The following is a 13,976-nucleotide window of genomic DNA, read 5'->3' as shown; positions in this document are numbered from 1 at the left end:
GTCTTCTGATCGGCCGGGATTAAAACCATGCGCTGGCAAATGAAAAACCCTTCCAGATGATACGCAACAGCCCATTGTCGCCCTCGCATCAACCAAGTTACGAAAGTTTACTCATAGAGCAGTCAATAAATGCTCTTTCAACGGCGGGCGCGGGGCGGCTACCGCGTGGGATCGTGATCTTGATTGTGTCCTTCTTACGACCGGCGTTCATAGCGATGGGCACACCAGTCATACCGTCTGTCGATTTCATGCATTCCGTCGTGACCTGATCAACCTTCGTAAATGAACCCGGCAGGTCGTAAGAACCATCCGCACTTACAGTATCGGGCATAGGTTCTTCTGCAGGTTGTGCAGGTGTGTCATATACCCCAGATGCTGTTTCGGTTGTCGATTGGCATGCCGATATGAGCAAGCCAATCGAGAGCGCTGTCATAGCTTTGGAAAAGCTATACATCAAAATGTCCTTTTCTTCGGGGCGATCTTCTTGGGGTCGATGCCACCGTCATTATGGCTGGTCAGGGGCTGTTCGTGCACGCCACGATAGCCCAGCGTGGCCTTGCTGCCCTTAAACCAGATCAGCGAATGTTTGCGCCAATCTTTATCGTCCCGATCTGGATAGTCCTCGTGTGCATGCGCGCCCCGGCTTTCTTTGCGCGCCTCGGCACCGGTGATGGTCGCCACAGCATTCGGGATCAGGTTCGCCAATTCCAGTGTTTCCATCAAATCCGAGTTCCACACCAGGCTACGGTCTGTCACGCTGACATCCGTCCATTTGCCAGCCACCTCATCCATGGCTTTCTTTCCTTCCGCCAGCGTCTCGTTGGCCCGGAATACCGCCGCGTCTTTTTGCATGGTTTGCTGCATCTCGAGGCGCAGCGCCGCAGTTGGCATATGACCTTTGGCGTAGCGCGTCTTGTCGAACCGATCGAGCGCAGCCTGTACAGAAGCCGCGTTTGGCGTCGGAACGGCGCTTTCGGGGTTCACAACCTTACCCGCACGGATCGCCGCAGCACGGCCAAAGACCACGAGGTCAATCAATGAATTGGACCCCAAACGGTTGGCCCCATGCACGGATGCGCATCCAGCTTCACCCACGGCCATCAACCCGGGCGACACGCGATCGGGATCGTCTTTTGTGGGTGCCAGTACCTCGCCCCAATAATTCGTAGGTATGCCGCCCATGTTATAATGCACCGTCGGCAAAACCGGGATCGGTTCCTTGTTGAGGTTCACACCGGCAAAAATGCGCGCGGATTCAGAGATGCCCGGAAGCCGCAGTTGCAAGGTCTCCGGCGGCAGGTGGTTGAGGTTCAGATGGATGTGGTCGCCGTCTTTACCAACACCGCGTCCCTCGCGGATTTCCATGGTCATGCAGCGCGATACATAGTCGCGCGGGGCCAGGTCCTTATACTGGGGGGCATAACGCTCCATGAACCGCTCGCCTGCGGAGTTGGTCAAAGAACCGCCTTCGCCGGGGGCCCCTTCGGTGATCAGGCAACCAGCGCCATAAATTCCGGTGGGATGGAACTGGACAAACTCCATGTCCTGCAACGGCAGTCCGGCGCGCGCCGTCATCCCGCCGCCATCTCCAGTGCAGGTATGTGCCGAAGTTGCGGAGAAGTAGGCACGGCCATAGCCACCCGTCGCCAGCACGACCATTTTGGACGAAAAGAGATGCAAGGTGCCCTCGTCCAGCTTCCAGCAGAGCACACCCTGACAGATACCATCCTCAGACATGATCAGGTCGAGTGCGAAATACTCAATATAAAATTCCGCGTTGTTCTTCAGGGACTGGCCGTAAAGCGTGTGCAGGATCGCGTGCCCGGTGCGGTCGGCTGCAGCACAGGTGCGCTGCACGGCGGGGCCTTCGCCAAATTCGGTTGTATGCCCACCAAAGGGGCGCTGGTAGATCTTGCCCTCTTCAGTTCGCGAAAACGGTACCCCGTAATGCTCCAATTCGTATACCGCTTTGGGTGCTTCGCGCGCCAGGTATTCCATGGCGTCGGTGTCCCCCAGCCAATCGGATCCCTTGACCGTATCATACATGTGCCACTGCCAGTTATCCGGCCCCATGTTCGACAGCGACGCCGCAATGCCGCCCTGTGCCGCAACCGTGTGCGAGCGGGTCGGGAATACCTTTGTGACGCAGGCTGTGCGAAGACCTTGCTCTGCCATCCCCAGCGTGGCACGCAAACCGGCCCCGCCGGCACCGATCACGACAACGTCGTATTCATGTGTTTCATATTCATATGCAGCCATGGATGTTTCTCCTGGTCTCTATTAGGGGCGCAAGCAGAAGTTGCGCGTGGTTCTGTTCAAAGAGCGAGGCGCACAATTGCGTAAAGCCCAACAGCCATCGCGGCATAGGACACGCAGGTCATGGCGATGATCGCAACTTTCTGAGCCAAGCCATGAACGTAGTCCTCGATCAAGGCCTGAACGCCACTGGCAAAATGCTTAAACGTGACGATGATGGTCAGTCCCGCAACAACCGCAGGGAACGGACGATTGAAATAGGCTGTGACTTCCTCATAAGGCGCTCCGAGCATGGACCCGAAGGTAAACACAAACAGCGGGATCAGGATCAGCAATGCGCCGGAACTGACGGTCATAGCCCAGTGGTGCTCTGTGCCCGTTTTGGCGGACCCCATGCCGGTGGCGCGCTTTCTATCTGTCAAATAGCTCATATCAGTCCCCTAAATCACGACAATGGTCAATAATGTCAGGACGACAGAACCACCAATGACGGCGTAACCGAGTTTGTAAGCAGTCTCCAGATCGAGCCCTATGCCCTGATCCCAGATCAGGTGCCGCACACCGGCCAGCGTATGATACCACAATCCCCAGAGCGACAGAGTCATCACCAGATCGCCAAACCAGCTAGTCAGCACCCCATCAGCCAGTGCAAAATATTCCGGCGAAGTCGCCGCCGCCAAAAACCACCATACAACCAAAAGCGATGAGACCAGCAGAGCGTTGCCCGTGATCCGCGTCAAAATCGAGGTCATCGACGTCAGTTGCGGGCGATAAATCGAAATATGCGGCGACAAGGGGCGATTGCCCCGATTGACATCAGCCATAATAGATTCCTTTTGTTCCCTGACTTGTTTTTAAACTTTATTGCACCTGTGTCACGTACTCGAACCAAGTTGAGGCGCGGTTAATTGGCGCGGGCCATAGAATTTTTCCGTATTTGTCGCTTTTGTGATCACACTAAACAAGCGCGTGATCACATTATTTGAGACGGCTCAATTGCCGTGTTGTCTCCCGCTGCAGCTTTCGGCGGATCTGAGCGGGATAATCCTCAAAGCCATTGGCAGTTATGACAAATGCGCCCTCCCCCCAGATCAGGTTTTCATAAAACCAACCTGTCAGGTCCTCGTCATCTGTTTCGATCGCCAAGGCGTTTACGGTGACGCCCATCTCGGCCAAGGCCGCGTGGCGTTCCGTTGGCATCACGCCTTCGTTTGAAATACCATCGCCCGAAACGTCAATCACCTTTCTTTTACAGAAGGCAACAGCGTCAAGCGCGTCTTCGGCGGCAATCAGAGCTTCACCGATGGCGGTAGAATAATTGCGCCACACGCGACGGCTCGAGGCGATATCATCGGCAAGCAATTCAACGTCTTCCCCGGAGGAGATAGCGCGCCACGGGATGGTCTGTCGCTGCCGCGACGTACCAGTCCATTGGATCAAGCTCACTTGAGCTTCCTGTTCGATCAAGGCCTCAACCACCAGCCCGTCCCGAAGTGCCGCCGCCAGCCCCTGCATCTGGATGTCGTACTCGCGCTGATCCACGGATCCTGACACATCTACCGCCAACACCAAGGCCAACTGGCAAGCCGATGCGACCCGAACACCGCACAGCATCGCCGCACTCATTGCAATCAACCGCATCATGCGACCAGATTACGCAAGCGCCACGGCATTCCCAGTAGAATTCGTCAGATCGACTTCAAAAGTCCGCTATTTCGCGCAGGAAGGCGTCCAGTTCGGTGCAAATGATCACATCACGGGTATTCGGATCGTAAAAGGCGTTCACCTCGTCACAGGCTTCGATTTTGACGGTGAGAGTTTCGGGCAATTCGAAATCCATATTGAGTTCGGCCACTTCGTCCGCCATCAAATCATCGATAAAACCACCATCACCCTCGACAAAAACCAGACTATTGCCCTGCCCATCCGCAGAAATATCCTCCAGAACTGGCCCCCAACTGTCATTGGCCAGCTCAAATTCTTCTTCGCAGGTTTCGATGCGCTCCTCTGGCAAGTCAAGTTCCAACGTCATGTCTTCGCGCGCGTCCGGGTTTGCGCCGTAAAACAGACAGATCATCGTGTAATAGCGTTGCAGATCGGGACCATGAACATCCCACAACGCAGGCTCGTAGGTTTCTGACTCATTCAGGAACCCAAAGGCGGCGTCGTAAATGATCGCCGAGGCAGTTTCTTCATCATAGAGTGAATCAATCAGCAGAACGCTCAGAACATCCGCAGCGTCCTCCTCCTGTCCAAAGACCGGCAACTGCAGAATGTCGATCAGCGCATGGCCAAACTCATGGTAGGCGATTGCCAGAACATTCGATGCCACAAAATCGTCGGTGCGCGTCTGGGCCGCCCCGGGTGACTGGACCAACAGCCAACTGGCCATCAGGCCAAAAACAAATGCTCTCACAGGACGCTCCCCTTCGCGGCGGTCAAATCACAACGGAACGAGTGCCCAATAATCAAGATCGAGCAGGACATCAGGCAAGTACTTCCCATCCTCCCCTTTCAACATAAACGGCGCTCCGCCTTTTGTCGCCACCAATCGCAGACGCAGCGCGCCAACACCCGGTGCGCCGGTTTCCGCTTTGTCCAGCACCTCCGACCACGCCCGGACCGTATCCCCGGCAAGGCAAGGGTTCGCATGGGCACCGCCGTTTAAACCCACGACCATCTGTGCGTTTGCCAACCCGTTGAAGCTAAGGCTGCGCGCCATTGAAATCACATGACCACCATAGATCAGGCGCGACCCATCCGGGCGCGCAGAGGTATCAAAATGCACCTTGGACGTGTTCTGCCACAGGCGCGTGGCCATCATGTGCTCTGCTTCTTCAACGGTCACACCGTCAACGTGGTCGATCTGCTCGCCCACGACATAGTCGCCCCAGCGATGCGACTCCCCGGCCAAAGTGAAATCATAACTGCTGAAATCGAGACCTTTGGGAATGACCAGATCGCGCGCCTGCACAGCCCCCGGCAACTCCGGCACAACATTTTCTGGCGCCGACGCGGAAATGTCGCCTTTGCGCACCATCACCCAACGCACATATTCCAATACGGTTTCGTCGTGCTGGTTCAACCCTGTAGTCCGCACCCAGACCACACCGGTCTTGCCGTTGGAATTCTCCTTGATGCCGATCACTTCCGAGATCGATCTCAGCGTATCGCCCGGCCAGACCGGCGTGATCCAGCGGCCTTGTGCATAGCCCAGATTAGCAACCGCGTTCAGCGACACATCCGGCACAGTTTTGCCAAAAACCACGTGGAACGCGATCATGTCGTCCAGCGGGCTGAACGGCAGACCACAGCTTTGCGCGAACTGATCCGAGGAATAGAGCGCATGCCGCGCCGGGTAGAGCATATGATACAGCGCGCGCTCGCCCATTTTCACGGTGCGAGGTACGGCGTGATGGATTGTCTGACCTACGGCATAATCTTCAAAAAACCGGCCGGCGTTGGTTTTGGCGCCCATCAATGCGCACTCAGTTTCGTATCAGATATATAGGTACCTTCGGCGGTCTTGATGACCGCCTGACCACAACGCATGACGCCCGATGCCTGATCAAAAGTCTGGGTCGGGTTGCCATAAAGCTCCCACCCTGCGTTCAGGGCTTCAGTGACTTTATGACAAAAGGCAGAAGTGTCTTCTTCTGACAGAAAACGATATAGTTTCATGCGTTTCTCCGGAACATTCAAGCGGGAAAAGGCCAGACACCCAGCCAGATATGAACGGCACCTACAATGCCATAAAGAACGAGGGTGATGACAGCGAGCCTGATCCAGGTGGCTTTGCCCGCGGGTTCAGGCGGGGTCCAGTCAGGTTCCGCCCGATTGATCAAAATCGCTGCGCCGACCGCCCAGCCCAATAATCCACCAAAGAGCAAGACCGATGCCAGATCCCCGTTCACCAGCAAGTGCGCAAAAGCCCAGATCTTGAAACCGATCAGTTGCGGATGCCGTAGTTTCGTCGCGGGCCAGGCTTTTGCCCCCTTCGCCGCGCTCGATCCAAAGGTCCAAAGCGCAAACAGCATGAGTGTGTTGTTGATGTGCATCATGAAAGACGGCGGGTTCCACACAGGTATGAAATCCGCAGCGCGGTACCCGATGATCATCAGGATCAAACTCGCAACAAGTCCGATGGTGGCGTAAAGTTTGCCCTTCTCGCCCATGGCAGCGCGGCGCTCGGGCGCCAGACGTTTGAAATAATGTGCGGCAAACCACAGGATCAGTCCGGCAATTAAAAGGGCCATTGGGTTACTCCATGCCTAGGCTGTCTATTGCGTCTAACTTTGCCAGTGTTTTACGAGCCGTTGCAACATGAAGATTTTCCACGATCCGCCCATCGACCACTGCAACCGCCTGACCGTTGGCCAATGCCTGATCATAAGCGGCAATCTGACGGCGCGCCAAATCGATGTCATCAAGTGACGGCGAAAATGCAGCGTTGGCGACATCAAGTTGCGCGGGGTGGATCAATGTCTTGCCGTCAAACCCCATATCGCACCCCTGCTCACACTCCAGCGCCAACCCCGCGTCATCGCGGAAGGCGTTGTAAACACCGTCGACAATTGCAATGCCATGAGCTTTCGCCGCAATCAGGCACAGCCCCAACCCGGTCATCAGCGGCATTCGGTCTGCGCGGAACCGCGTGCCCATGTCTTTGGCCAGATCATTTGTCCCCATGACCATGGCCTGGCACCGAGGAAGGGCGGCAATCTCAGCCGCGGCGAGCATGCCCATGGGCGATTCCATCATGACCCAAATCGGCATGTCCCCGGTTATCTTTTCCAGAGCTTCCAGGTCTTCGGGTCGGTTAACCTTTGGCAGCAAAACCGCATCAACTGGCATTTTTGCCACCGCCTTTGCATCCTCTGCCCCCCAAATCGTGGAAAGGTCGTTAATGCGCACAATTGTCATACGCGCACCATATCCACCTTCATTCAAGGCCTGCCCGAGCAGGTCGCGCGCATTGGTTTTTTCGTCCGGTGCTACAGCGTCTTCGAGGTCAAAAATGATTGCATCTGTCGGAAGTTGCCGGGCTTTTTCCAAAGCGCGCGGCTTTGAACCCGGAATATACAGGACAGAACGAAGCGGACGTGACAAGGTTTTCATCTATGACTTCCAACTAAGAGGTATGGGTTACAAAGTTGCGCGGAATGGGGCATTTTTTGAAAGAAAATTCAAGACAAAAAATGCCGCAATGCAGCAAGAATAAAATTCAAGATATTCCGTGCGCACCATTAACCAATATTTCAACCCTACACCGGATGCTGAACGGGTCGAATATCGTGGCAGCAAGTTGCTTCAGCAAGGCCGTTGAAAGTGGAATAGGCTTCGATATTGCAGACGCTTATATTGAACCGGGGCCGCCCGGTCATCGCCGGGCAACCGGCCCGGCCAGATGACAGCGGGTGCCGCCTTTGACACGAAGGCAGACACATTATGACTCGCATGACCAAAATGTTGCATTTGGGCGCATTGAGCGCTGCAGCCGCGCTGTATATCGCTTCCAGTACCGACGCCGCTGCTCAGAATGCACGCAATTGCGCACCGCGCGACGCGGTTGTTGATCGTCTTGCCGATGGATATGGCGAGACCCGTCAATCCATGGGCCTTGGCGCAAACAACGCTGTGATCGAAGTTTTTGCATCCGATGAAACGGGTTCCTGGACGATCACTGTTACGACGCCAAACGGCCTGACATGTCTGGTTGCCTCCGGACAGTCGTTTGAAACCCTGGCGGAAGCCTTGCCTGCAAAAGGCAACGACGCCTAGTTTTCACGCACCACGACTGTTGCGGAGTCGCACAGTTCAGTGAGTTTGCCTGACCGCCCGAAACACGGGCTGCAGGCCCTCCCCCCTCACGCCAAGCCATCCCAGATGAGCTTGATCCCTGTGATACTCAAAAGCACATAGGTCAGAGCAAAGAAAATTCTCTCTGGCACGGCATGGTGCGCTCGAACACCCAGCCAGGCGCCAAACAGCGCCAGCGGCGCCAACATCAGATTTGCGGCAGCCGTCTGCATCGTGAACATGCCCAGATAGGCATAGGGTATGGCTTTGGCGATATTGATGAACCAAAACACCAAAACCGTTGTTGCCTGATACTCGGTTTTTGTCGTGTTTTTCGACAGCAGATAGATCGCAGCCGGCGGGCCTCCGGCATGGCTGACAAAACTGGTAAAGCCCGCAACTGCGCCCGCAATGCCACCAACCCACGCCGGAAATTCCTTTCCCGAACGGTTTCCCAGAACTTTGTGTTTGGTCAGTTGCCAGACAACAAAAGCGACCGAAATTGTGCCAATCAGCAGACGTAACACATCGGGGTCAGCAGCCTTGTACAACGCCGCCCCCAAAGCCACGCCCGGAAGCGCCCCGCAAATTAGCAAGGCTGCAGATTTTGCGTTCCACTTGCGCCAGTAGGGCCGCAACGTTGCTGCATCAATGAGCATCAAAAGCGGCAGCATCACGCCCAGCGCCAAACCCGGTTCAATGGCCAGTGCCAAAATGCCCGCTGACGCAAAAGACGCCCCCGACCCAAATCCACCTTTGGAAAGACCGGCAAAAATCACGGCGGGGCCCGCGGTCAAAAAAAACATCCAGTCCAACGTCAACAAATCTGTTCTCCTGAAACCACGTGAAGGTGGCTCTTTTTAACAAGGCGCCTTTGGTGCTATGCCGCAATCCTTCGCACTTTGTAACCTCGATTTCCGGCGTGCCCGCCGTCTGTCAGGTCAAGTATTTCGACGAAATAAAATCTGCCCTCGTGATTCCGTCACATCTGTCCGAGCGCCGAATCGTCGCAAATTTCGCCAACATAGGCGGTCACCCTGATCCCAGTTGCGTTGAACCTTCAATACGCTTTTTGATCTTTGCCGTAATGATTGTAAGCGATGTGAACCATCACCGATTTATCGCACCGACTTGCCGGGAAAATCACACGTCAGTGCAAAGCTATCATGAGGCCGCGCCAAAAAGCGCGCTGTGCAACCGAACTTGCGCAACCGCCCGCTATTGGGTAGCAGGGGCGCAATTTCAACCAAAACGCGGAGAATAATCCATGGCCAGACCCAAAATTGCGCTGATCGGCGCAGGTCAGATCGGCGGGACGCTTGCCCATTTGGCGGCGATTAAAGAGCTTGGCGACGTCGTCCTTTTTGACATTGCCGAAGGCACCCCAGAAGGCAAAGCGCTCGACATCGCCGAAAGCGGTCCGTCGGCAAAATTCGACGCGACCCTGTCCGGCACCCAATCCTATGAAGACATCGCCGGCGCTGATGTGTGCATCGTCACAGCTGGCGTTGCGCGCAAACCGGGTATGAGCCGCGATGACTTGCTGGGCATCAACCTCAAGGTCATGAAGTCTGTTGGCGAAGGCATTGCCGCTCATGCGCCCAACGCCTTTGTCATCTGTATCACCAACCCGCTCGACGCCATGGTCTGGGCATTGCGCGAATTCTCCGGGCTTCCGCATGAAAAAGTCTGCGGGATGGCAGGCGTTTTGGATTCCGCACGGTTCCGCCATTTCCTAGCCAGTGAATTCGACGTTTCCATGAAAGACGTCAGCGCATTTGTACTGGGAGGGCATGGGGACACTATGGTGCCCCTGGTGCGCTACTCAACCGTTGCCGGCATTCCCCTGCCCGACCTGGTCAAAATGGGCTGGACCACCCAGGAAAAACTCGACGCGATTGTACAACGTACCCGCGATGGCGGCGCTGAAATCGTCGGTCTGCTGAAAACTGGCTCTGCGTTTTACGCCCCGGCAACATCAGGGATCGAGATGGCCGAAAGTTACCTCAAGGATCAAAAACGGGTACTGCCCTGTGCTGCATATGTGGACGGCGCATATGGTTTGAATGGTTTTTACGTCGGCGTGCCAACCGTCATCGGTGCTGGTGGCATTGAACGGGTTGTGGAAATCTCGATGGACAAAGACGAGCAAGCCATGTTCGACAACTCCGTCAACGCAGTGAAAGGCCTCGTCGAAGCCTGCAAGGGCATTGACAGCAGCCTGTCCTGAACAAACGCACATAGAACAGAAACGCTCCCTCTGAGGGGCGTTTTTTATGCACAATTGATTGACCTCATGGAACCAGGATGGTTCTTTACACAATGTCAAAAAACTCGACCCTCACTCGCGACCGCATCATTCAAGCAGCACTGCAATTGCTTAGCTCGGGTGCAGGAAGTGCAGTACGTCTGTCTGATGTGGCCAAGAAAGCCGGTGTCAGCCGCCAAGCGATCTATCTGCATTTCAAGTCCCGCGCGGATGTCCTCATTGCCGCCACCAAAGCGCTGGACGACAAACTGGACATGGACGCCCGGCTGCGCGCCAGCCGCACGGCCAAAACCGGACGCGCACGGCTGGAGGCTTTTGTCGCCATGTGGTGCGCTTACTTGCCGCAAATTTATTGTGTCGCGCGACCTTTGTTGGATATGGCACCCAAGGACGCGGAAGCTTCTGCGGCCTGGGCGCAACGGATGGTTGATCTGCGCGAAGGCTGTGAGGCTGCTGTCCTTGCTCTGGACAATGATGGTGATCTCTCACCCCATCTCGATCCGGAAACGGCGACGGATCTCTTATGGACTATCCTGTCTGTGAACACTTGGGAAAACCTTGTTCTGATCCGGGAATGGTCGCAGGAAGACTATGAAGAGCGCATGGTCGATACCGCAAGACGACTGTTAACCTCTGACACCTGAGTAACCCATTGCGATTCCCCCGCAATCTTAAAAAATAGTTAGCTTTCGTATGTTTGTGATCACAGCCTGAAAACCTGTGATCACAAAATCAACGAATCAGTGGCGGAACGTCGATTACAGGGAAAAACGGGTTCCATCACACAAATAACGCGTTTTATATCACCACCAGATCCGATCCACATAAGCACGGGACCTTACTCCATGAACATCCACGAATATCAAGCAAAAGCATTGCTGCGCAGCTATGGCGCTCCGGTCTCCGACGGTCGGGTGGTCCTTCGGGCCGAAGAAGCCAAAACCGCGGCAGGCGCGCTGGATGGCCCGATGTGGGTGATCAAGGCTCAGATCCATGCCGGCGGTCGCGGAAAAGGCAAGTTCAAAGAGGCAGACGCTGGTGAACAAGGCGGTGTACGCCTGACCAAATCTGTTGAAGAAGCCGCCGAGGAAGCCAAAAAAATGTTGGGTCGGACACTGGTCACGCATCAGACCGGCCCCGTGGGCAAACAGGTCAACCGCATCTACATCGAAGATGGCTCCGGCATCACGACCGAACTTTATCTTGCACTCCTTGTGGACCGCCAGACCAGTCGCGTGAGCTTTGTGTGCTCTACCGAGGGTGGGATGGACATCGAAGAGGTCGCAGCCGCAACGCCGGAAAAAATTCTCAGCTTCTCGGTTGACCCGGCGACCGGCTATCAGGCTTTTCATGGGCGTCGCGTCGCCTTTGCGCTCGGTCTCGAAGGTAAGCAGGTTAAACAATGCGTGGCTCTGATGGGGTTGCTCTACAAGGCCTTCATGGAAAAAGACATGGAAATGTTGGAGATCAATCCATTGATCACCACGGACGCCGGTGATCTCAAGGTACTCGACGCCAAGGTCAGCTTCGATGGCAACGCGATGTACCGCCACCCCGACATCGCCGAGTTGCGCGACACCACCGAGGAAGACAGCAAGGAGCTGGAAGCCTCGAAATATGACCTCAACTACATTGCGCTGGACGGTGAGATTGGCTGCATGGTTAACGGTGCGGGTCTGGCCATGGCGACCATGGACATCATCAAGCTGTACGGTGCCGAGCCTGCGAACTTCCTCGATGTGGGCGGTGGAGCCACCAAAGAAAAGGTCACTGAGGCCTTCAAGATCATCACCTCCGATCCGCAGGTCAAAGGCATTCTGGTGAACATCTTCGGCGGAATCATGCGCTGCGACGTGATTGCCGAGGGCGTGGTGGCTGCCGTCAAAGAGGTGGGCCTCAAAGTGCCACTGGTTGTCCGCCTTGAGGGCACTAACGTGCAGGAAGGCAAGGACATCATCAACAACTCCGACGTTGATGTGATCGCCGCCGATGACCTGAAAGATGGCGCGCAAAAGATCGTGAAGGCGGTGAAAGGCTAACCAGTGAAAACCCTGCTTCGTCGCTTTGTCGCCTGCACGCTGATGGGTTTGGCCGGGTGCACGACAACGGACGGTTTCAATACTGCCACAGACAGCTTGAGTATAGCTGAATTGGATCTGGCCACGAAAACCTTTCAAGAGGTGTGCATAGGCACGCTTCCTGATTTTTCCGGGGTTGCAACATTCGCGCAGACGCAGGGCTTTGAACGAATGAACCTTCCCGGGCAGTCTGAATTTGGTGCAAAAACCTACCGCACCAATCGGAAATCTGTCTTGGCAGTCACAGCGCGTTTCGACGAAGACACCCCAATATGTGGTGTGGTTTTTCTGGGCCCAAAGGACAGAAAGCCTGTTCAGGACGCTTTTTTGGAAACAACCACGAGATCCTTGGGCGGCAATCCACGGGTAAAGATGCCTGCACCAAACAATGATGTCGCCTACCACCTGCGCAACAAAAGCGCGCTCATTTTTGAATCGCGCACCAAGTTCGACAGCTCAAGTCACTATGTTTACTTGACGCCGCCAATGTCGCTCGCGCAAGCGGAAGCGATTGTTTTAAAATGATATCAGGCAGGCAACACATAACATCCAATACGGGACGCGCAGCCTTGCGGCTTGCATGTGCCGCGTGTGGTATGGTTCTTGCCGCCTGCTCAACCGGCAATGTCTCACCGGACACGGCGGAGCTGCGCAACATGTGGCGTGTCAATCTGGTGCCCAAAAGCAACCCGGCGCTGATGGTCAGGACCTTTGACCGTTACTGCGTCGAAGGCCCGCAGGACGCCGAAGGATCAGAAGCCTATCTGCGCAGCGCAGGCTATGTGCCGCTGCCCGAAGAGGTGCCCGGCATCAAGGCATATGTGATAGATGATGTCCGTCCGGCCGTCGCGCTCTCGCGCTCCATGTGTCTGGTGCAGGCGGAATCGCGCACCGGCCAAACCACGCGGTTTCAGAACTACGTGGCCGAAACCTACCCCAGGGCGCGCACCATTGACCCGAAACCCTTGGGTGAAAACATTGAACAGGCCTGGTCCGTGCCGACCGATCCCCCGGCGCTGATTGCAACCGAGCGGACCGAGAGCTTTGGCTGGTACCGCTATGCCGTGATCCTTTACCGGCCCGGTGCCACGTGATCCGCGCCGCCCTCATAAGCAGCATCATGGCGGTGCCAGTGGTCGCAGAAACGGCCCCGCAATCGGCCATGCGCGCGTTCAATTCCTTGTGTTTCAAAGCCGGGCAAACCGAAGCACAGATACGCAACCGTATGGAAACGCAGGCCGGTACCCCCCTTCCGTTTGACCTGACGTTCTGGGATACCTCGCTGGAGCCCGCGCCCAGCGCGCCCAAAGCCATCGAGCGTCGCTGCGAGGTTACCTTCGACGGTGATCACACCGAGACCGCGATCACAGTCTTGCGCACACAAATGGCCACGCCACCCGTCTTCGGGACTGTGATTGACCTGCCGGACACCCATCGCGCTGAAATAGGGACCGCCCTGATTGAGGGGCGCGCATTGTTGCGCGGACGGGTTGCCGTGGTGCATGTAGGCATCCGCAATACGCGGACCTTCATGTCGGTGGATCGCCTGCCCGCCGGTTGGGAGGTGCATTAGG

At 55.9% G+C, this 13,976-nt stretch carries 19 protein-coding genes; 8 read left to right on the top strand and 11 right to left on the bottom strand.

Annotation, left to right across the window (positions count from 1 at the left end; all coding sequences use genetic code 11):
- Positions 1-97: 97 nt before the first annotated feature.
- From AB8B75_RS19830 to AB8B75_RS19785, 10 genes are all read right to left on the bottom strand, one after another.
- Positions 98-454, bottom strand: coding sequence for a hypothetical protein (locus AB8B75_RS19830; RefSeq protein WP_405364591.1), 357 nt, complete (start codon positions 452-454; stop codon positions 98-100).
- Positions 454-2,259, bottom strand: a complete 1,806-nt coding sequence (sdhA, locus tag AB8B75_RS19825; RefSeq protein WP_405364590.1) for a succinate dehydrogenase flavoprotein subunit — start codon at positions 2,257-2,259, stop codon at positions 454-456. Before sdhA ends, AB8B75_RS19830 begins: the two co-directional genes overlap by 1 nt.
- Positions 2,260-2,315: 56 nt before the next feature.
- Positions 2,316-2,687 (bottom strand): succinate dehydrogenase, hydrophobic membrane anchor protein, encoded by a 372-nt coding sequence (gene sdhD, locus AB8B75_RS19820; RefSeq protein ID WP_405364588.1) that lies wholly within the window; start codon positions 2,685-2,687, stop codon positions 2,316-2,318.
- Positions 2,688-2,696: 9 nt separating this feature from the next.
- Positions 2,697-3,080 (bottom strand): succinate dehydrogenase, cytochrome b556 subunit, encoded by a 384-nt coding sequence (gene sdhC, locus AB8B75_RS19815; protein ID WP_405364586.1) that lies wholly within the window; start codon positions 3,078-3,080, stop codon positions 2,697-2,699.
- Positions 3,081-3,234: 154 nt separating this feature from the next.
- On the bottom strand, positions 3,235-3,897 hold the full coding sequence (locus tag AB8B75_RS19810) for a DUF1194 domain-containing protein (RefSeq protein WP_405364584.1): 663 nt from the start codon (positions 3,895-3,897) through the stop codon (positions 3,235-3,237).
- Between the two features lie 58 nt (positions 3,898-3,955).
- Positions 3,956-4,672, bottom strand: coding sequence for a DUF4344 domain-containing metallopeptidase (locus AB8B75_RS19805; RefSeq protein WP_405364582.1), 717 nt, complete (start codon positions 4,670-4,672; stop codon positions 3,956-3,958).
- Between the two features lie 27 nt (positions 4,673-4,699).
- Positions 4,700-5,734 (bottom strand): MaoC family dehydratase, encoded by a 1,035-nt coding sequence (locus AB8B75_RS19800; protein ID WP_405364580.1) that lies wholly within the window; start codon positions 5,732-5,734, stop codon positions 4,700-4,702.
- A complete protein-coding gene (locus AB8B75_RS19795; protein ID WP_405364578.1) occupies positions 5,734-5,937 on the bottom strand; it encodes a DUF1737 domain-containing protein in 204 nt (67 codons plus the stop codon). The genes AB8B75_RS19800 and AB8B75_RS19795 overlap by 1 nt, the downstream gene beginning before the upstream one ends.
- 17 nt (positions 5,938-5,954) lie before the next feature.
- Positions 5,955-6,512, bottom strand: coding sequence for an NnrU family protein (locus AB8B75_RS19790; protein ID WP_405364576.1), 558 nt, complete (start codon positions 6,510-6,512; stop codon positions 5,955-5,957).
- A gap of 4 nt (positions 6,513-6,516) precedes the next feature.
- The gene (locus tag AB8B75_RS19785) at positions 6,517-7,374 is read right to left on the bottom strand and encodes an HpcH/HpaI aldolase/citrate lyase family protein (protein ID WP_405364574.1); all 858 of its coding nucleotides are present in this window, start codon (positions 7,372-7,374) and stop codon (positions 6,517-6,519) included.
- A 56-nt stretch (positions 7,375-7,430) separates the two neighbouring features.
- Between AB8B75_RS19785 and AB8B75_RS19780 the strand changes: the two genes are divergently transcribed.
- Positions 7,431-7,667, top strand: a complete 237-nt coding sequence (locus AB8B75_RS19780; protein WP_405364572.1) for a hypothetical protein — start codon at positions 7,431-7,433, stop codon at positions 7,665-7,667.
- A gap of 37 nt (positions 7,668-7,704) precedes the next feature.
- Entirely contained in the window at positions 7,705-8,037 is a 333-nt protein-coding gene (locus AB8B75_RS19775) for a hypothetical protein (RefSeq protein WP_405364570.1), read from the top strand.
- An 86-nt stretch (positions 8,038-8,123) separates the two neighbouring features.
- Here the strand turns inward: AB8B75_RS19775 and AB8B75_RS19770 are convergent, their stop codons facing one another.
- Positions 8,124-8,879 carry a sulfite exporter TauE/SafE family protein gene (locus AB8B75_RS19770; RefSeq protein WP_405364568.1) on the bottom strand — a complete coding sequence of 252 codons (756 nt, stop codon included), beginning with the start codon at positions 8,877-8,879 and terminating at the stop codon, positions 8,124-8,126.
- A gap of 443 nt (positions 8,880-9,322) precedes the next feature.
- On the opposite strand from AB8B75_RS19770, the gene mdh reads away from it, so the two are divergent.
- The 6 genes from mdh to AB8B75_RS19740 all read left to right on the top strand — a co-directional run bounded on the left by mdh (position 9,323) and on the right by AB8B75_RS19740 (position 13,975).
- Complete coding sequence (gene mdh / locus AB8B75_RS19765; protein WP_405364566.1) at positions 9,323-10,285, top strand: malate dehydrogenase; 963 nt, start codon at positions 9,323-9,325, stop codon at positions 10,283-10,285.
- A 92-nt stretch (positions 10,286-10,377) separates the two neighbouring features.
- Positions 10,378-10,968, top strand: coding sequence for a TetR/AcrR family transcriptional regulator (locus tag AB8B75_RS19760; RefSeq protein WP_405364564.1), 591 nt, complete (start codon positions 10,378-10,380; stop codon positions 10,966-10,968).
- A gap of 201 nt (positions 10,969-11,169) precedes the next feature.
- Complete coding sequence (sucC, locus tag AB8B75_RS19755; protein WP_405364562.1) at positions 11,170-12,363, top strand: ADP-forming succinate--CoA ligase subunit beta; 1,194 nt, start codon at positions 11,170-11,172, stop codon at positions 12,361-12,363.
- A gap of 3 nt (positions 12,364-12,366) precedes the next feature.
- Positions 12,367-12,927 (top strand): hypothetical protein, encoded by a 561-nt coding sequence (locus AB8B75_RS19750; protein ID WP_405364560.1) that lies wholly within the window; start codon positions 12,367-12,369, stop codon positions 12,925-12,927.
- A gap of 44 nt (positions 12,928-12,971) precedes the next feature.
- Entirely contained in the window at positions 12,972-13,496 is a 525-nt protein-coding gene (locus tag AB8B75_RS19745) for a hypothetical protein (protein WP_405364558.1), read from the top strand.
- Positions 13,497-13,522: 26 nt separating this feature from the next.
- On the top strand, positions 13,523-13,975 hold the full coding sequence (locus AB8B75_RS19740) for a hypothetical protein (protein WP_405364556.1): 453 nt from the start codon (positions 13,523-13,525) through the stop codon (positions 13,973-13,975).
- The last annotated feature ends 1 nt before the right edge of the window (position 13,976 follow it).

The sequence above is a fragment of the Roseobacter sp. genome (assembly GCF_045106495.1).
Lineage (GTDB): Bacteria > Pseudomonadota > Alphaproteobacteria > Rhodobacterales > Rhodobacteraceae > Roseobacter.
This window is presented reverse-complemented; position numbering and strand designations above follow the sequence as displayed.